We start from the raw sequence: 16,787 nt of genomic DNA, 5'->3' as shown, positions 1-16,787 counted from the left end.
TTTGTTATGACAGCTGTTTCTGCAAAAGACATTTCGTTAAGATACGATAAAAAAGATGTAGTAAAAAGTTTTTCGGCGGATTTTACGCAAGGAAAAATTATTTCGATAATAGGGCCTAACGGCTCCGGAAAATCAACCATTTTACGCAGTTTTGCCCGCCTTTTAAATACTGCATGCGGCCAAATATCCCTTTTCGATACCGATATCGCAACAGTATCAAAAAAGGAATTTGCAAAACGATTGGCAATTTTATTGCAGCACAATATCTCGCCTGAAGATATTACGGTAAAAAATCTGATATACTTCGGCAGATGTCCGCATAAAAAATGGTATCAGCAATTTGAAAAAAGAGATGAAGACATTTTACAACAAGTCCTTATCCAAACGGACTTAGTCGACTTTGCCGAAAAAAAAGTTTGCATGCTTTCAGGCGGCGAAAGACAGCGTGTCTGGCTTGCAATGGCATTGGCACAGCAGCCTCAGGTGCTACTGCTGGATGAGCCTACCACCTATTTGGATATAGGTTATCAGCTGGAACTTTTGGACCTTGTTTACGATTTAAATCGAAACACTAATCTTTCGATTATTATGGTATTGCACGATTTAAATCAGGCAGCACAATATAGCGATGAAATTATCGTATTAAAAGACGGCAAACTTTACAAAAAAGGGACACCGCAAGAAATTTTTACTTCAGAACTTATAAAACAAATTTACGGTATAGACTGTAAAGTTATTTATGACGAAGAGGAACATTTTCCGATCGTATTGCCTAAAAGAAAAGGCAAAATCTAAATCAAAAATCAATTAGGAGAATTATTTATGAAAATTTTATTGACTTATTCAAGTAAAACTGGGAACACCAAGGCTGTAGCAGAAGCCGTATTAAAAACTCTTCCTCAGGGAACCGATTTTTTTGCAGTGAGCGAAGTTAAAGACGTAAACAATTATGATGCGGTCATTGTAGGTTTTTGGATCGATAAAGGCCTTCCAAATGAAGAAGCATTAAATTTTATGGAAACGATTAAAAACAAAAAAACGGGCTATTTCTTTACATTGGGAGCCTATCCCGATTCTCCCCATGCGGAAGATTGCCATAAAAGCGCAAAAGAGCTTTTAACAAAAAACGGAAATGAAGTGCTTGCAGGATTCGGCTGTCAAGGAAAAATAGATCCGGCTCTTACCGAAATGTTTAAATCCTTACCTAAAGATCATCCGCACTACATGAATGAAGAAAGAAGAAAACGCCATGAAGAGGCAGCAAAACATCCTGATAAAAAAGATTTTGAAAATGCAAAAAAAGCATTTGAAAATTTCGGAAGATAATTAAAATCTGCCGGTTAAAATTAACATAAGGAGCATTCTATAAATGACTGCAGAAGATATTTTAAATTGTTCATTTAAAGACCGCAAAAAATCTCATCACGATACAGGAATGGGTTCCATGAAATATTCAAAAGGAATGAGGTCTTTGGAAAAAGCCCTTTCAGAACCCAATACACAAAACGGGAAAAAATCCATTTACATCCACGTACCCTATTGTAAAAAAATTTGCAATTTTTGCAGCATGAGGCGGACAATAAACCCGGTACCGGATGACTACGCCGCCCTTGTGATAAGGCAGATTGAAAATTACGGTAAGACGGAATATGTAAAAACCTCAAACATAAATTCGGTTTATTTCGGAGGCGGAACACCTACAACCCTGCCTGCAAAACAGCTTGCCGAAATACTTAAAGCTCTTCAAAAAAATTTTAACATAGCAAAAGATGCCGAAATTTCGATGGAGACTACCGTTTCTGAATTGGATGACGAAAAGCTTAAAATTCTTTTTGAAAACGGTTTAAACAGAATAAGTGCCGGTATTCAAACCTTTAATGATGAAGGACGAAAAACATTGGGCAGAATCGGAAACGGCGAAAATGCGGAAAATTTTTTGAGACGAGCTTTTAAAACCGGCTTTAAAAATGTCAACATCGATATTATTTATAATTATCCCGGTGAAACAAAGGAAATATTAAAGGATGACTTACATAAGGCCTTTGCCTTAGATATTGCAGGTTTTTCTTTTTACTCTCTCATCGTAATGGATACTTCCAAGATAGGCCGCAGTGTCGATAAAGAAGAATATGCCGAAAAAACGCTTCATCAGGATGCAGAGTTCTTTTTGACCATTTTGGAAGAAAGCCGAAAAGCAGGTTACGATTTTTTAGAGATAACAAAACTTGTAAAACCCGGCAGAGACAACTACGAATATATCAGAAGCGGGCACCTAGGCGGCGATATTTTTCCTGTGGGGGCCGGAGCCGGAGGCTTCGTAAATAATACGGCCGTAATGAATCCCCTCGACAAAGAAAAATTTGCGGATCAAATTAACGGCTTTGATAAAACTTCGGGTATGTGGATAAGCGAAGATTATCGCAGAATAAAAAGATTTTCAGGACAGCTTCAAGAAGGATTGTTGGATTTAAGTTTTTTGACAAAAGAAGAGTCGGATAAAATCTATGATATGCTTACCGGATTGGAAAAAGAGACTTTGATCAAAAAAGATGAAGGCTCCAAAAATTATAAATTTACCGACAAGGGCTTTTTTTGGGGCAACAGTCTTGCAGCCGAACTTGGAAAAAGCATTTTTTAATAACAAAAAGAATTAAAGAAGGAAGCGGCATAAAGGCAATTCCCCTACCCCCTTGCCGTTTTGCCGTTTTTTTTGTATCTTATACCCACGATAATTAATAAATTAATATAGATTCTTAAGGAGAGCTAAAATGGCTAAACAATTATTGTTTAATGAAGAGGCTAGAAAAAGCCTGCTTGCCGGTGTTGAACAAATTTCAAATGCAGTAAAGGTTACACTCGGACCCAAGGGACGAAACGTTCTTATCGATAAAAGTTTCGGTGCCCCTACAGTTACAAAGGACGGCGTATCCGTAGCACGCGAAGTCGAACTTGAAAACAAATTTGAAAATATGGGTGCCCAGCTTTTAAAAGAAGTTGCAACAAAAACAAATGATGTTGCAGGTGACGGAACCACAACAGCTACCGTTCTTGCATACTCCATGGTAAAAGAAGGCTTAAAGGCCGTAGCTGCCGGAATGACTCCGCTTGAATTAAAACGCGGTATCGACAAGGCTGTAGCTATTGCCGTTGAAGATATTCAAAAAAATTCGAAAGAAATTAAGGGCTCGGAAGAAGTTGCCCACGTTGCCTCCGTTTCTGCAAACAATGATGCGGAAATCGGTAAAATCATCGCCGACGCCATTGCCAAGGTAGGAAAGGACGGCGTTATCGATGTAGGCGAAGCCCAGACAATGGAAACCGTTACAGACTATGTAGAAGGTATGCAGTTCGATAGGGGATATATTTCTTCTTACTTTGTAACCGACAGAGACAGAATGGAAACCGTTTTTGAAAATCCCTACATTCTTATCTACGATAAATCAATCTCTACAATGAAGGACCTTCTCCCCCTATTGGAGCAGGTAGCCCAATCAGGCCGCCCTCTTTTAATCATCGCAGAAGATGTTGAAGGCGAGGCCCTCGCAACCTTGGTTGTAAACAGCCTCCGAGGTGCATTAAAGACATGTGCAGTTAAGGCCCCCGGTTTCGGCGACAGAAGAAAGGAAATGCTTGAAGACATAGCCGTTTTAACGGGCGGACAGGTTGTTTCGGAAGAATTAGGCTTTAAGCTTGAAGCAGCTCAAATTTCAATGCTGGGACAGGCAAAGAGCATAAAAATCGATAAAGACAACACTATGATTATCGATGGAGCCGGAAAATCAAAGGACATTAAAGACAGAGTTACCCAGATCAAGGCCCAGCTTGATGCAACCGATTCGGAGTACGACAGCGAAAAACTAAGAGAAAGATTGGCTAAGCTTTCAGGCGGCGTTGCCGTTATCAAGATCGGTGCCGTAACCGAAGTTGAAATGAAAGAGAAAAAGCACAGAGTTGAAGATGCTCTTTCGGCAACAAGAGCCGCTATCGAAGAAGGTATCGTTGCAGGAGGCGGTCTTGCAATGATTCAGGCCATTGCAGCCTTAGAAAAGGCCGATATGAGCTCTCTTACAGAGGACGAAAAAGTAGGCTTTAAGATCGTAAAACGAGCCCTCGAAGAACCGATCCGCCAAATTGCAGAAAATGCCGGTTTGGACGGAGCAGTTATTGCAGAAAAGGCTAAGGAAAAGAAGGGTGTAGGCTTTGATGCCGCTAAAATGGAATGGACGGATATGGTAAAAGCCGGTATCATCGACCCTGCCAAGGTTACCCGTTCCGCATTGCAGAACGCAGCTTCAATTGCAAGCCTGTTGCTGACAACCGAATGTGCAATTACGGACATCCCTGAAAAACAGGCAGGTCCTGCGATGCCATCACCCGACATGGGCGGCATGGGAATGTATTAAAGTATATAAGAAAATGAAGACCGTTATGATGTTTAACATAACGGTCTTTTTTTATATTCTTGTAAAATCATAAAAATTACCTTGCTATTTTTTTAAATATATATTACAATGCTTTTATGAGTGATGATATAATTTCAGAATTAGGGATAAATGCATCAAGCAAAGATACTGTTGAACTTGATTCTCTTACATTGGAAGCCTTAAAAAAAGGCCCTATAGATATATTTGATAATGTATACCTCGGTGAAACAAGACCGCATTCTCTTATCCTTTGTATAGATGTACGCGGCTTTAGCGATTTTATGTGTAATAACGAAGAAACGGTTGTTTTCGGTCTAATTAAATCTTTTACATCCAACTTCCTTTCCTGCCTTAATCAGTTTGGTTATAATTGTTCTTATTATAAACTGCTTGGAGACGGAGCCTTAGTTATATGGGATAAGCTGGATGGGGTTGCAATAAAAGAAGCCGTTACGGTTTTTACTACATATGTAGAATTTACAAGAGAAGAACTATTTAAACCCTACGGAAATCTGGCAATAGGAGGTGCTTTAGTCCTAGATAAGGTATACAAATATGAAATTTCGGCAGAAGCATCTCAATTAAAATATAGAGATTATGTAGGTTACGGCATCAATCTTGCATGCCGCCTTCAAAACCTTGCAGCAGGCGGAGAACTTATCGTAAGTAAAAAATTGGTTGACATCGGTGCAATATATGCAACAAAAAATACAAACCCTGAAGTAATGAAAAAACTCAGAGCCCTTAAAGGAGTTAAACCTGAAGACAGGGAAGCTATCTTTTTGTATAAGGATATAAATCCGAAAATTATTTCGATATTTAAAGTTTTAAGCTTAGATTTCTAAATTAGGACTTGACATAAATGTATATTTTTTATATACTCAAAGCTCTTACGGCGGTATAGCTCAGTTGGCAGAGCAAACGGCTCATATCCGTTAGGTCATAGGTTCAAGCCCTATTGCCGCTAATCTTTTTTAAAGGCACTCAAATGAGTGCCTTTTTTTATTGTTTGTTTCACATCTTTATAGCTATTATAGACTTACACGATTATCACGTAAAGCACGATTTAACATTATTTTAGTTGTTTCTACTTTATTTTGCTTTATTTTTGCCGATATTGTAAGCAGTTTGTAAACTATATGTAAGCTATGAAACTTACTAAAGTGAGGGAAATATGAGCGTAAAACTATGGATTAACCGCAATAAAATATATCTTAGTATATATATCAGCGGTAAACGTTGGAGGGAAAGCACAGGGCTTACGGTTACTACCGATAAGGCTCAAAATAAGGTAGTTATGGATATGGCAGAAGTTTTGAGGAGCAAAAGGGAAGTTTCATTGATTGCCGTAAGTAACGGCTTATCAGATCCTGCTCTTACCAAAATAACCGTCCTTGAATATGTAAAAAATGCGGCTGCAGAAAAAAATAAAAAGCACCCGCTTCATAAGGTTGTTCTCTGGATTGAAAAAATATCGCCAACCTTAAAAATGGATGCTTTAACGCCGACATGGTTTGAAAACTTCCAGCAGACACTACAAAGAGAAACGGAGCTATCGCCTTATACTTGCGAAAATTACGCCTGCTCTTTACGTACTCTTTTTAAAAAGGCCGTAAGAGACGGAGTGCTGGTTAAAGATCCTACAATAGGAGTTAAACACATTCATTGCCCTGAAAGCATTAAAGAATTCTTAATGCCGGAAGATATTAGAAAATTGGCTGCAGAACCTATAGGCGGGATTTTAGGGGCGGATGTAAAAAAAGCCTTTTTGTTTGCATGCTGTACGGGCCTACGAATAAGCGACTTAAAAAGCTTAAAATGGGGCGGCGTATCTTTTGAGAAAAAGACACTTACAAAGATTCAACAGAAAACAAAGAGGGCCGTATATTTGCCTATCAAAGATGAGGCTATAGCTTTTTTGCACCTTCTTGCAGAGGAAAACCCGAACAGAACGGATGAAGATTTTATTTTTCCTCATGTTGCAACGACCGGCACCAATATGAATCAGTATTTAATAGAATGGGGCAAGCGGGCCGGAGTCAGACAGAAGATAGGCTGGCACTTGGCAAGACATACCCACGCTACCCTGCTTTTGGAGTCCGGGGCGGACTTATATACGGTTCAAAAACTTTTAGGCCATACCAAGATAAGCACCACGGCACAATATACACAAGTTACGGACAGGAAGAAAAAAGAGGCTATAGATTTGCTGCCTGATTACGGGATTGTGGGGGATTAGTAAAATTTATTTATCATTTTTCTTTGTGATTTTTTTCCATAGGAATACACACAGCCCGATATAACCTATATTGAGTAAATAAAACATAGCACCCAAGTTGTATAAAGGCATATCAAGGATTACGCCTAAGCCTCCAAAAATCACAAAATATAGCACTATACATAATAATACAGCTAAAAAATAACGCATTTTATACCTCAAATTATTTTTTTATTATAACTAAGCTTCTTAATCCTGATATTTCCAAAGTTCGTCTGCATCCCAGAGTTCTTTTGCCGGCTCATAACCATTCTCATAGGCTTGCTTTATCCAATATGCAGCTTGTTTTTTGTCAGCCAGTATTCCATCTCCATTAGAATACATTAGACCAAGATTAAACTGGGCGAATGCGAGTCCTTTTTCGGCAGATTTAGTGTACCAATAAAAAGCTTGTTTTTTGTCAGCCAGTATTCCATCTCCATTATAATACATAAGAGCAAGATTAAACTGTGCTTCTGCATATCCCTGTTCGGCAGCTTTTTTGAACCAATAAAAAGCTTGTTTTTTATCAGTCAGTATTCCATTGCCTTTGTAATACATACCACCAAGATTAAACTGTGCTTTTGCATATCCCTGTTCGGCAGCTTTTTTGAACCAATAAAAAGCTTGTTTTTTATCTACCGGGGTCCCATCTCCATTAGAATACATTAGACCAAGAATACACTGTGCTGCTACATTTCCCTGTTCTGCGGCTTTTGTATACCAATAAAAAGCCTGTTTTTTGTCAATAGGAATTCCATCACCTATATCATACATAAAAGCAAGAAAAAGCTGAGCTACATCATATCCCTGTTCGGCAGCTTTTGTATACCAATAAACAGCTTGTTTTTTATCGACAAGAGATTCGTCCCCTTTATCATACATAGCAGCAAGATTAAACTGAGCGAATGCATCTCCCTGTTCGGCAGCTGCTTTTACCTTTTCAAATTTTTTATCTGCAAAGCATAAAAGAGCTATCATAAACAATATTAAACAAAAAAATATTTTTTTCATAAATACCTCACCTCAACCAATACGGGACGTTTCCATCGCGGAAACTTCTGATCGCTTTCTATCGATAAAGCTTTGGATTAAATCCTCTACCACTTTTTTATCTATATCATCTAAAAGATGAATTTTTTTGATTAACTCAATATCTTCAGGAGCAATGACTATTCCTGATGAAGACTCTATGCCGGTAACAAGATATTCTACAGTTGTATCAAGAGCCTTTGCAATTTTTACACCAATATCTACATTTGGTAATGATTCTTTATAGCCAAGATACATATTTAGAGTATTAACACTTATTTTCGCTCTTAAAGCAAGCTCTTTAGCTATTAGCCCGTGCTTATCCATAAGTTTTTTTACATTTTCTCTAAAAGCCATACTAATTTATCGGCTATTTTACCATAAAAATTGTAAAAATTGTAAAAAATGTATTGACAAATATTGTAATTACATTATAATAAATATTAGATAGTGTAATTACACTATCTAAGAGGAGAAAAACTATGATTATGAACATGAAGCAAGTTATGGAGCTTACGGGTTATACCCAATCGTACATCTACAACCTTGTACATAAAAAAATGATTCCGGTATACAAACCCAACGGCGGACGACTCTTTTTTGTAAAAGAAGAGATCGAACAATGGCTTTTGGGAGGCCGTCAAATGACCTCCGAAGAGATGCACAAAGAAGCGGATAAAATGCTTTTGGATATGGCAGCGCGCAGAAGCAAAAGGAGGACAAAATGAAATTTGATGTAGATTTATACAAAGTCAAAGCTTTAGAACATTGTGAAGATCCAAAAGAAGAACACATTCTTTGCGGTTTTTACTATGAAGTTGCAGGAGTTGATTTTCTTGATGTCGGAAACGAAGGCTTTACAGAAAGATTAGAATGTCCTATCAATACATATCCCATACGACCTTATACAGTATGCCGTAACACCGGTGTAAAAATAAACGGCGAATATCTATATGAATTTGATTTAGTGATATTTGGTAATGATGATCGTATGGGAATTATAGTATGGAATGAATTTGTAATGTCTTATGTCATAAATCCAAGCAACAACTATTCAAGCTTTCTACGGCTAAAAGGTCCCGACAGCCACATCAAAAAAATAATAGGTAATTATATGCTATCTGATGCCGACAGTAAAAAATTTCAAAAATATTCGGACGACTTAGATGCTAAATATAGAGGTCCTGAACCCACAGTTGAGTGCAGAAGTCAGCAGCATATAAACAGAGAAATTAAAAGATTCTTACCAAAGAATTAAGGAGGACAAAATGAAAATAACAAAGAATACTCTAATTCAAATCAATTCATCACGTCATCCGACTTTTAACGCTATAGCTGTTAAAGACTTTGATACTAATGATGAATGGTATCCAGTATCTTTAACGGACGATTATTTGGAAGGTATGAGTAAATACTGGTTAAAAGGCGAAGAAGTCCCATGCAGAAAATCTTTAGTTAGAAGTTTTAAAATAATTACAGAGGCAAAAAAATGAAAAGGCAGATTAACTATTACCGCAAGCAGGTAGACTATAAAAACATTCATACTCATGGAGAAATAATGGAGGCAGTGATTTTTAACACCCCCGAATTAACCTATAAATACCACATTTTTATTTTGCACAACGGAAAGCAGACAGAAAAGCTTTACAGAAGAAGCTTATCCGGGGCTAAAAAATCGGCTTATAAGCAGCTCCAAATACCGCAAAAGAACGGCCAAGCCATGCTTATCGAAAAGGCTAAGCCTGTATTTATAAGAATAGACGGCCGAAAGGTAGAAGTGCCGGAATATATGGAAATTCCAATAAGGGGGTAAAGGATGAAAACGGGATCAAACTTTTATGCAACAATGAACGAAATGCTTGATAATTTAAACAGCAACATTATCGAACTAAAAAGAGCTTATGAGTCACGGAATCCAATCAAGACTCATACAGAAAAACTTTACGGCTTAATCAACAGGAATATTAACGAGGCCCGAAATCTTTTAAAAGAAGATTTAAGCCTTGAATTAAACAAAAATTTTTAAGGAGGTGAGAGATAGTGAAAACAAAATCCGCTGATGTTTCTTCACAATGGAACGAAAAAAGAAAAACGGTTTTAGGTTTAACCCTAACCTTTCCAAGTTCTGAAGAAAAACAAAAAGCCCTTGAGTTTTTGAATTCGGGAGGCAGAAAACCCGCCGCCTTTATGCTTTATCTTTTGGATAAAGAGATGGAGCGAGCAGGTTTAAAAAAAATGGTAGTCGGTAAGCCCGCAGATTCTTATAGACTTTAAAAATGAAAACAATTTATACGGTTGAATCGGAGCTTTTAAGTCAAAGAATTACGATTACCGAGACTGACGGCAAATATGAAATAGACACCGAGGACGGAGTGCACTATTCCGATAAAGAAGTTTTTTTATGCTGCTTTGCAGATCCAAGGCCTAAGTTTCCTAAAAGGGTACATAGGATAAAAAAGCTTTTTGACGGGGAAGTACTCGGCATCGAATATTTAAAAGACCATTAAGAGGAGAGAGAAAAAATGGCAGAAAGAAAAACTATTTTAGTTTCGGAAGTTTTACCGAACCTTGACAGGAAGATGGGAGGCTATGGAAACATCGATACCCTAGCCGCTTCAATTAAAGAGATCGGGCTTATCAACCCTATTACCGTAAGGTATGAATCGGGGGATAACGAATTCCCTTATACGATTATTGCCGGAAGAAGAAGGCTTGAGGCGGTAAAAACCTTAGGCTTAAAAGAAATTGAAGCCGTAGTCTATGCCGAAGATGAGCTTATTCCTAATGAGGAAATCGCTTTGGCTGAAAACGTTAATCGCTTGGATATGCACCCGGTAGACGAGGGAGCTAATTTTAAAAAACTTCTTAAAGAGGGAAAAACGATTGACGAATTATCCAAAACCTTTGACCGCTCACCCTCCCACATCTATCAACGTATTAAGCTTACAGAGCTTACCGACAACATGAAAGAGTTTTTTAAAAAAGGAAGCATAAACATATCACAAGCTGCAAGAATTGCATGTTTGCCTACTGAAGTGCAAGAAAATATTTACAACGCAATTTCAAAAGATACATGGTTCGACGGTAATGCCGATTACGCTATCCGCAGATATGCTAAAAACAGGCTTGATTTTCCTTGCACTCTTTGCAAGAACTGCACAAAAAGAACCAGATATACCGATAACAATCTTTTCCCGGAACTTAACGACAGGGATGATTATTGTCTGGATCATGAGTGTTACGAACAGGAAATAGTTAAGCATTATAGAGAAAAGATAGAAAAGGGTGTAAGCAATTACAGTGATCTTGATTTTCTATTTGTAAACGGAATAAAAGAAGAATTTTTAATGTCTTTACAAAAATTTTTTGATTTTAAAATAGACCTTTGCAGTTTTATGGACTATACACAGCTTGATCAGAGGGTGGATGTTTGTACTTTATTTGATGAAGTAAGAAAGTGTATTATTCCTTGGTATGATGTTATCGATGACAAAATAAAATTTGTTATGAAAGATGAAGATTATAACAAGTATTTTAAAACTAAAAGAGAAATAACCGATGAAGAAAAACTTATCATTGAAGCTCTTCCTGATGAATACAAAGAAGAAGCAAAAAAAACGGCGGACAAACAAAACTTATTTAATTACAGCATGGAAAGACAAGCAAAAACGAACACTGTTTGTACTTTGTTAAAAAAAGAGTTTTTAAAACCCAATCCTACTTTTTATTTATCGGATAATTTTTTTGATTGTATTTTTAGGAGCTCTAATAAAGATTTTATTTGTGATGCTTTTAAGATTATGACGGGTGCTAATCTTACTAATTTAAAAGACACAAAGAGATTTAATTTTAAACATATAGATTTTTTAAATTTATTCTTTTACGCATTTATTCTCAGAATTCTTGATTCTAACATCTATGAGGGACTTGATACAGTTATAAAACTTTTAGGACTCGATATTAAAGAAGCAAAAAAAATATTTAATGAAGAATTAAAAAACCTTGTAATCAAAGATTTAAAAAAAGCCCCGGATGAAGAATCAGACGATGAATCGGAATATGAATTGGAAGAAACAGAGGATGAAGATATTACCGATGATTCTTTTCGGAGCGAAAAAAACGAAGACGGAGAAAAAGTATGTTACATTTAAAGGAGGCCGGCCGGATGGGCGAACCGTTTATGATTACGAATCTATTTATAATTATATCCGGAGCAAGGATTTTTTTACTTCAAAAGATATTAGAGCTTTTACCGGAGCTGGTGAAGGCTCGGTACAAGGAATTCTTACAACTCTATCACTCACCTATCCTATTTACGAAAAGAGTTACGGAAAATACGCATTACTTAAAGACGAGGATTTATAAATGGCAGACGGCAAAACTTTAACATGGAGAAAATTCCCAAGAGATACAATCACAAACCCGGCACTTCTTTTTATCGCCAAGAAATTACCGAAAGAAAGACAACACCAAGTTTTTACATTGTTTGTTGCTTTGTATTGTAATGCCGATGATGACGGCGTAGTAGATTTAAGCGATTTAGCCGTATTCTCTTATACCTGCATAATGAGCGAAGATGATCTTGTAGATTTGCTTTATAGGTTTTTGGATAGACACATAATAGAAGAAATTACTATTAGCGGTGTACCGGCTTATAGGATAGCAGGATGGCTTGATCCTTATCCGGGGCGGATGACTGCTGCAGAAAAACAGGCGGCCTATAGATCCCGTATAGCCGAAAAAAAACAGCCTGAAAAACGAAGTTTTTTAGGCTCAAAAGGCAGACAGGCACCGCCTGCAGAAAACCCAATCGATACCCCTAAGCCCGATGTTTCTGATGATACGGACGCTGTCTATGATGAGGCGGGCGAATTAAGCGATGATGAGATTTTAGCCCTCTTTTTACGCTTAGAAAAAGAAGATGAAATGGAAGCCCCGATCAAGATTGTTGAGCCGCCTGAATCGGCGGCCGCCGAAACGCCCAAAAGCGTTACCGAGCGTTACCCTGATGTAACGGGCGTTACCGGCGAAAAAAACGAGGTAACAGCCGAAAACTGCTCGGTAACGCAGCGTTACCCGACACCTCTTAAGACAGAAGAGACAGACAGAAGAGATAGAGAGAGACAGACAGAGGGAGAAGAGATAGAGACAGAAGAAAGAGAGATGAGAGATAGAGAGACAGAGAGAGAAACAGACAGAGGAGAGATAGACATAGAGGACACAGAACAGAAAAAGAGAAAGGGGAGAAAGAGAAAAGACAAGACACACACAGATAGAGCCGAAAATCCTGCCCGAGCCCCGACAGGAGAAATACTGAAAGAGAGGGAGGCAGAGGAAAAAGAAACAGAGGAGCCGCCCGAACGAGAAAGAGAGCCCGCACCAGAACTGGCTGCAGTTGCGGAAGATACAAAAAAGACAAAAAGAGAGGCAGAGCGGAGGCGTGCGTGTTTTAAAATTCTTTGGACATTTTTTAACGATAAAAACCCGATGGGCTTTGTAGATGAGGAAGCAGAGCTTTTAGCCTGTGCTGAATTGGCAAAAATGATTGTAAAGTTGGAGGATGAAAAAAATACGGCTGAAATTATAGCCTGCCAGTTTACTAATTCTTTTAACCGGCTTTTAAACAAGGGCGGTTATTTTGAAAATATGCCTTGTACGCCTATTATGCTTTTAAAACCGGGTAATTATTCTAAGGTTTTTTATTCGGTGTCTAAAATCTTACACCCGAAAGATCAGGGAGGTATGCACTGGGCTGCCGAACTTAAAAAAGTTATGGACAACGAACTATGATTTTTTTTGAAAGCCTCGGCCTTGTAGAATTTTTTATCGAGATTGAAAAATATTACGGGGAATACGAGGAAAATATTAGGATAGTCGTATTTAGCTTTATTAAAAAGTTAAATGATTGGGAGCGGGCCGCTTTGTATAATGAGCTTATAGAGCATTATTCAAGAGGTTTTAGCCCGCCTGATGTTTACCGCTTTAATTTGCACTTAAAAAAAGCAAAAGAAGCGGCCAAAAGATTAAAGCCTTCAATGGTTTTAAGCAAAAAAGAGGAGAACAAAGAAGATATTCAAAAAAACCTTGCAGAGGCAGCAAAGGAATACGGTCTTGATCCGAACGGAAAGGACTTATTAAAAAAAATGTTTGCCTGCGAGATAAAAAAAAGAAAAGGTTAAACAATGGCAAAGATAGCAAAGGCAAAGGATGAGAGTAAAGCTAAAATTAAGCCTAAAGTTGAAGATTGGGCTGAAGAATTAAACGAGCAACAAAGGCTTTTTGTTCTTTATTATTGTACTGATGAGTGGTGTTTTTTAAACGGAACACTCGCATATAGAAAGGCTTATCCAAAATGTAAGAGCGATGAAGCGGCCGCAACGGGAGCTTCGAAATTGCTAAGAATTGCTAAGGTAAAAAAAAGTGCGAGAAGTTTATTAAAATTGACTAGGGAGCTGGACGATGAACTGACTGCCTATAAAATTTTAAAAACTTATGAACATTTAGCCTTTTATAACCCCGCAGACATTATCACAAACACAGGAGAATTATTAAAACCTTTAAAAGAACTAGGCCCGCTCGCTATTTGCGTAGAGCAGATTCAAACCTTTTATACAAAAGATGGAGCACCTTGCACTGTTGTAAAGCTTGCAAATAGGCATAAGGCTTTGACTGTTTTAATGAAGTACTTAAGCCTTGTTAAGCCTGAAATAAATATGGAAGCTATGATGCCGGTCGCTATGATAAGCGATAAAACCTCTATTGCCGAATGGCAGACAGAAACTAAAACAAGTTAAAAAGGAATTATATGATTATTTGGAAACCGACTAAAAAACAATCACTAGCCTTACAATGCCCTGCCTTTGAGCTTTTTTATGGAGGAGCTGCAGGAGGGGGTAAAACGGACTTTTTACTTATGGATTTTTTAGCCGGTTGCAATAAGCATAGGGAGAACTGGAGAGGTATTTTATTCCGTAGAACCTATAAAGAATTGGAAGATATTATCGTAAGGGCTAAAGAGCTCTATATTCCGATGGGAGCGGTTTATAAAAAAACCGATAATATTTTTAATTTTCCGACAGGTTCATTTTTAAGATTGAGGTACTTGGAAAGAGATGATGATGTAAGCAATTATCAGGGGCACCAATATACATGGATAGGCTTTGATGAGTTAGGCAATTATTCAAGCGATTATTGCTGGAGGTATATGATGAGCCGATGCCGAAGTGCTAAGGGTATTCCTTGTTATATGAGAGGAACGGGAAACCCCGGAGGCGTAGGGCACGGCTGGTTAAAGAAAAGGTTTATTGATAATCAAAACCCGAATACAATCTATACGGATGAGGACGGGAATACAAGATGTTTTATTCCGAGCAGATTGGACGATAACGATTATTTAATAAAGAACGATAAAGGTTATGAAAAGCGGTTAAGGCTTTTGCCAAAGTATCTTTATGAGGCTTTAAGAAAAGGTAACTGGGATATTATAGCCGGTAGTGCTTTTGAGGAGTTTAGCCGAGAAAGCCATGTGATTAAACCTATAGCTCTTGATCCGGGTGTGTGGTTTAAGTTTTGTTCCATGGACTGGGGATATTCAAGGCCTTTCAGTATAGGCTGGTGGGCAGTTTCAAGGGACGGCCGGATGATTAGATACCGTGAGCTTTACGGCTGTGAAAATGGAGAAGCCAATAAGGGGGTAAGGCGAAGTGCGAGCAGTATTGCAAAAGAAGCTTACGCCTTATCCATTGCCGAAGGTGTAAATACGATGGTTGCCGATCCCGCAGTTTGGGGCAAAACGGATGACGGGCCTACAATAGCAGATAAGTTTGAAGTTGAAGGCTGGAAACTGATCAAGGCTGATAACGATAGGATTAACGGCAAGATGCAGTTCCATCAATTATTAAAGAGTAAGGGAGAGGACGGGAAGCCTATGCTTTTAGTCTTTGATACCTGCTTTGATTTTATAAGGACTATACCGCTATTACTTCCAAGCACTACGAGGCCGGAAGATATAGACACTACATTGGAGGATCATATTTATGATGAAACACGTTATGCGATTATGAGCGAATACGCAAGGCACCCAGGCAGGGCCTTAGAAAAACAAAACGGGCAATGGAATTTTAAAAACAAGCGGACAAGAGGCGCAAGCTTTGATCCGTATGGGTAAATATTTTTTTAAGAGGAGAAGAGGATAAGATGAAAGAAACTAAATATTGGAGCTTAGCCAATAGTGAAATTCCTTTATCATACAATATTGATGATGCTATACAAATGGCTTTGGCAGAAATTACAGAACAAGAAAAGGAAATACCAGAAGGCTTAATATTAACAGGTTTTGTAAAAATGAAGCCTGATGTAAAAAGTGAGGCGGCTTGTGTTTTAGATAATTTTCTAGAATCTTTGGATTGGAATTTTAGTTATTACGATGATATTGCTACAGAACCTACAGAACGAATGAAAAAAGCAGCTTTAAGGTTTGTAAAAGAAGTGTTGAAAGATTACGAAGTTTCTGTATATGAGCAAGTTTGCATAAAAAAAATAAATGTAAAAAGATGGCTTAAAAAGAATTCTGATTGGTATAAATAAAGTGGAGGAGAAGATGAAAAATGACAGACTATGAGTTTTACAACATTACAGAAAAGATTATTACAATTCTAAAGATTTTACTGTTAGTAATATTTTGCGGAATTGGGTTACTTTTTTTAATTACAGGCATTGCCGTTGCTTTGAGATAGAAGGAGGTGCGAAAATATGAGTAATGAAACCGATACACGGAATAAGATAAATGAAATTATGGAAGCGATGGAAGATTTGCTTTTATATAAAAACAGACTATACGGAAATTCGGCATTAAATCCTAAACAGATTTTTTATAAAGGAGATGCCGTTAATTCTATTTTGATTCGGCTTGACGATAAACTTGGACGCATTATGGCAAATACTGATGAAAAACCGCGTATCAATGATGTTGCAGATATTATAGGTTATTGTACCTTACTGCTTATCAGTATGGGAGTGGATAAGGCGGATATTGATAATCTTAGAGATTAAAAAAGTGGTTGCCAACTAAAAGT

At 37.7% G+C, this 16,787-nt stretch carries 23 protein-coding genes and 1 tRNA gene; 22 read left to right on the top strand and 2 right to left on the bottom strand.

What is annotated here, in order from left to right; genetic code table 11:
• The first annotated feature begins 6 nt into the window (after window positions 1-6).
• The 7 genes from TDE_RS05645 (at window position 7) to TDE_RS05615 (ending at window position 6,663) form a co-directional block, all read left to right on the top strand.
• Entirely contained in the window at window positions 7-795 is a 789-nt protein-coding gene (locus TDE_RS05645; protein WP_002670725.1) for an ABC transporter ATP-binding protein, read from the top strand.
• A 27-nt stretch (window positions 796-822) separates the two neighbouring features.
• Window positions 823-1,326, top strand: a complete 504-nt coding sequence (locus tag TDE_RS05640; protein WP_002682427.1) for a flavodoxin family protein — start codon at window positions 823-825, stop codon at window positions 1,324-1,326.
• 43 nt (window positions 1,327-1,369) lie between these two features.
• Window positions 1,370-2,638 (top strand): coproporphyrinogen-III oxidase family protein, encoded by a 1,269-nt coding sequence (locus TDE_RS05635; RefSeq protein WP_002682426.1) that lies wholly within the window; start codon window positions 1,370-1,372, stop codon window positions 2,636-2,638.
• Between the two features lie 130 nt (window positions 2,639-2,768).
• The gene (groL, locus tag TDE_RS05630) at window positions 2,769-4,403 is read left to right on the top strand and encodes a chaperonin GroEL (RefSeq protein ID WP_002670719.1); all 1,635 of its coding nucleotides are present in this window, start codon (window positions 2,769-2,771) and stop codon (window positions 4,401-4,403) included.
• A 116-nt stretch (window positions 4,404-4,519) separates the two neighbouring features.
• Window positions 4,520-5,269, top strand: a complete 750-nt coding sequence (locus TDE_RS05625) for an adenylate/guanylate cyclase domain-containing protein (protein WP_002670717.1) — start codon at window positions 4,520-4,522, stop codon at window positions 5,267-5,269.
• 49 nt (window positions 5,270-5,318) lie between these two features.
• Window positions 5,319-5,391: transfer RNA gene (locus TDE_RS05620), tRNA-Met, on the top strand.
• A 207-nt stretch (window positions 5,392-5,598) separates the two neighbouring features.
• On the top strand, window positions 5,599-6,663 hold the full coding sequence (locus tag TDE_RS05615; RefSeq protein WP_010956919.1) for a tyrosine-type recombinase/integrase: 1,065 nt from the start codon (window positions 5,599-5,601) through the stop codon (window positions 6,661-6,663).
• Between the two features lie 228 nt (window positions 6,664-6,891).
• Here the strand turns inward: TDE_RS05615 and TDE_RS05610 are convergent, their stop codons facing one another.
• Window positions 6,892-7,695, bottom strand: a complete 804-nt coding sequence (locus TDE_RS05610) for a tetratricopeptide repeat protein (RefSeq protein WP_010956917.1) — start codon at window positions 7,693-7,695, stop codon at window positions 6,892-6,894.
• A gap of 12 nt (window positions 7,696-7,707) precedes the next feature.
• Complete coding sequence (locus TDE_RS05605; protein WP_010956916.1) at window positions 7,708-8,070, bottom strand: helix-turn-helix domain-containing protein; 363 nt, start codon at window positions 8,068-8,070, stop codon at window positions 7,708-7,710.
• Between the two features lie 131 nt (window positions 8,071-8,201).
• Between TDE_RS05605 and TDE_RS05600 the strand changes: the two genes are divergently transcribed.
• The 15 genes from TDE_RS05600 (at window position 8,202) to TDE_RS05530 (ending at window position 16,764) form a co-directional block, all read left to right on the top strand.
• A complete protein-coding gene (locus TDE_RS05600; protein ID WP_245522458.1) occupies window positions 8,202-8,441 on the top strand; it encodes a helix-turn-helix transcriptional regulator in 240 nt (79 codons plus the stop codon).
• On the top strand, window positions 8,438-8,971 hold the full coding sequence (locus TDE_RS05595; protein WP_010956914.1) for a hypothetical protein: 534 nt from the start codon (window positions 8,438-8,440) through the stop codon (window positions 8,969-8,971). Before TDE_RS05600 ends, TDE_RS05595 begins: the two co-directional genes overlap by 4 nt.
• A 10-nt stretch (window positions 8,972-8,981) precedes the next feature.
• Window positions 8,982-9,206 (top strand): hypothetical protein, encoded by a 225-nt coding sequence (locus TDE_RS05590; protein ID WP_010956913.1) that lies wholly within the window; start codon window positions 8,982-8,984, stop codon window positions 9,204-9,206.
• Window positions 9,203-9,526, top strand: a complete 324-nt coding sequence (locus TDE_RS05585) for a hypothetical protein (protein ID WP_010956912.1) — start codon at window positions 9,203-9,205, stop codon at window positions 9,524-9,526. The genes TDE_RS05590 and TDE_RS05585 overlap by 4 nt, the downstream gene beginning before the upstream one ends.
• A 3-nt stretch (window positions 9,527-9,529) precedes the next feature.
• On the top strand, window positions 9,530-9,739 hold the full coding sequence (locus tag TDE_RS05580; RefSeq protein WP_010956911.1) for a hypothetical protein: 210 nt from the start codon (window positions 9,530-9,532) through the stop codon (window positions 9,737-9,739).
• Between the two features lie 14 nt (window positions 9,740-9,753).
• Entirely contained in the window at window positions 9,754-9,987 is a 234-nt protein-coding gene (locus TDE_RS05575) for a hypothetical protein (RefSeq protein ID WP_010956910.1), read from the top strand.
• Window positions 9,988-9,989: 2 nt separating this feature from the next.
• A complete protein-coding gene (locus TDE_RS05570; protein WP_010956909.1) occupies window positions 9,990-10,220 on the top strand; it encodes a hypothetical protein in 231 nt (76 codons plus the stop codon).
• Window positions 10,221-10,235: 15 nt separating this feature from the next.
• Complete coding sequence (locus tag TDE_RS05565; RefSeq protein WP_010956908.1) at window positions 10,236-11,864, top strand: ParB/RepB/Spo0J family partition protein; 1,629 nt, start codon at window positions 10,236-10,238, stop codon at window positions 11,862-11,864.
• Between the two features lie 14 nt (window positions 11,865-11,878).
• The gene (locus TDE_RS05560; protein WP_010956907.1) at window positions 11,879-12,100 is read left to right on the top strand and encodes a hypothetical protein; all 222 of its coding nucleotides are present in this window, start codon (window positions 11,879-11,881) and stop codon (window positions 12,098-12,100) included.
• Window positions 12,079-13,503 (top strand): hypothetical protein, encoded by a 1,425-nt coding sequence (locus tag TDE_RS05555; RefSeq protein WP_010956906.1) that lies wholly within the window; start codon window positions 12,079-12,081, stop codon window positions 13,501-13,503. Before TDE_RS05560 ends, TDE_RS05555 begins: the two co-directional genes overlap by 22 nt.
• Window positions 13,500-13,892, top strand: coding sequence for a hypothetical protein (locus tag TDE_RS05550; protein ID WP_010699135.1), 393 nt, complete (start codon window positions 13,500-13,502; stop codon window positions 13,890-13,892). Before TDE_RS05555 ends, TDE_RS05550 begins: the two co-directional genes overlap by 4 nt.
• Window positions 13,893-13,895: 3 nt before the next feature.
• The gene (locus TDE_RS05545) at window positions 13,896-14,507 is read left to right on the top strand and encodes a terminase small subunit (protein ID WP_010956905.1); all 612 of its coding nucleotides are present in this window, start codon (window positions 13,896-13,898) and stop codon (window positions 14,505-14,507) included.
• 11 nt (window positions 14,508-14,518) lie between these two features.
• Window positions 14,519-15,880 (top strand): terminase family protein, encoded by a 1,362-nt coding sequence (locus TDE_RS05540; protein ID WP_164920595.1) that lies wholly within the window; start codon window positions 14,519-14,521, stop codon window positions 15,878-15,880.
• Window positions 15,881-15,909: 29 nt separating this feature from the next.
• On the top strand, window positions 15,910-16,299 hold the full coding sequence (locus TDE_RS05535) for a hypothetical protein (RefSeq protein ID WP_164920594.1): 390 nt from the start codon (window positions 15,910-15,912) through the stop codon (window positions 16,297-16,299).
• 165 nt (window positions 16,300-16,464) lie between these two features.
• Window positions 16,465-16,764 (top strand): hypothetical protein, encoded by a 300-nt coding sequence (locus tag TDE_RS05530; RefSeq protein ID WP_010956902.1) that lies wholly within the window; start codon window positions 16,465-16,467, stop codon window positions 16,762-16,764.
• Window positions 16,765-16,787 lie beyond the last annotated feature (23 nt).

Source organism: Treponema denticola ATCC 35405, assembly GCF_000008185.1.
GTDB lineage: Bacteria > Spirochaetota > Spirochaetia > Treponematales > Treponemataceae > Treponema_B > Treponema_B denticola.
This window is presented reverse-complemented; position numbering and strand designations above follow the sequence as displayed.

Bases quoted from the DNA above. Each gene is read 5' to 3' on its own strand.
- TDE_RS05645 (WP_002670725.1), top strand. From the start codon at position 7: ATGACAGCTGTTTCTGCAAAAGACATTTCGTTAAGATACGATAAAAAA.
- TDE_RS05640 (WP_002682427.1), top strand. From the start codon at position 823: ATGAAAATTTTATTGACTTATTCAAGTAAAACTGGGAACACCAAGGCT.
- TDE_RS05635 (WP_002682426.1), top strand. From the start codon at position 1,370: ATGACTGCAGAAGATATTTTAAATTGTTCATTTAAAGACCGCAAAAAA.
- groL (WP_002670719.1), top strand. From the start codon at position 2,769: ATGGCTAAACAATTATTGTTTAATGAAGAGGCTAGAAAAAGCCTGCTT.
- TDE_RS05625 (WP_002670717.1), top strand. From the start codon at position 4,520: ATGAGTGATGATATAATTTCAGAATTAGGGATAAATGCATCAAGCAAA.
- TDE_RS05615 (WP_010956919.1), top strand. From the start codon at position 5,599: ATGAGCGTAAAACTATGGATTAACCGCAATAAAATATATCTTAGTATA.
- TDE_RS05610 (WP_010956917.1), bottom strand. From the start codon at position 7,695: ATGAAAAAAATATTTTTTTGTTTAATATTGTTTATGATAGCTCTTTTA.
- TDE_RS05605 (WP_010956916.1), bottom strand. From the start codon at position 8,070: ATGGCTTTTAGAGAAAATGTAAAAAAACTTATGGATAAGCACGGGCTA.
- TDE_RS05600 (WP_245522458.1), top strand. From the start codon at position 8,202: ATGAACATGAAGCAAGTTATGGAGCTTACGGGTTATACCCAATCGTAC.
- TDE_RS05595 (WP_010956914.1), top strand. From the start codon at position 8,438: ATGAAATTTGATGTAGATTTATACAAAGTCAAAGCTTTAGAACATTGT.
- TDE_RS05590 (WP_010956913.1), top strand. From the start codon at position 8,982: ATGAAAATAACAAAGAATACTCTAATTCAAATCAATTCATCACGTCAT.
- TDE_RS05585 (WP_010956912.1), top strand. From the start codon at position 9,203: ATGAAAAGGCAGATTAACTATTACCGCAAGCAGGTAGACTATAAAAAC.
- TDE_RS05580 (WP_010956911.1), top strand. From the start codon at position 9,530: ATGAAAACGGGATCAAACTTTTATGCAACAATGAACGAAATGCTTGAT.
- TDE_RS05570 (WP_010956909.1), top strand. From the start codon at position 9,990: ATGAAAACAATTTATACGGTTGAATCGGAGCTTTTAAGTCAAAGAATT.
- TDE_RS05565 (WP_010956908.1), top strand. From the start codon at position 10,236: ATGGCAGAAAGAAAAACTATTTTAGTTTCGGAAGTTTTACCGAACCTT.
- TDE_RS05560 (WP_010956907.1), top strand. From the start codon at position 11,879: ATGGGCGAACCGTTTATGATTACGAATCTATTTATAATTATATCCGGA.
- TDE_RS05555 (WP_010956906.1), top strand. From the start codon at position 12,079: ATGGCAGACGGCAAAACTTTAACATGGAGAAAATTCCCAAGAGATACA.
- TDE_RS05550 (WP_010699135.1), top strand. From the start codon at position 13,500: ATGATTTTTTTTGAAAGCCTCGGCCTTGTAGAATTTTTTATCGAGATT.
- TDE_RS05545 (WP_010956905.1), top strand. From the start codon at position 13,896: ATGGCAAAGATAGCAAAGGCAAAGGATGAGAGTAAAGCTAAAATTAAG.
- TDE_RS05540 (WP_164920595.1), top strand. From the start codon at position 14,519: ATGATTATTTGGAAACCGACTAAAAAACAATCACTAGCCTTACAATGC.
- TDE_RS05535 (WP_164920594.1), top strand. From the start codon at position 15,910: ATGAAAGAAACTAAATATTGGAGCTTAGCCAATAGTGAAATTCCTTTA.
- TDE_RS05530 (WP_010956902.1), top strand. From the start codon at position 16,465: ATGAGTAATGAAACCGATACACGGAATAAGATAAATGAAATTATGGAA.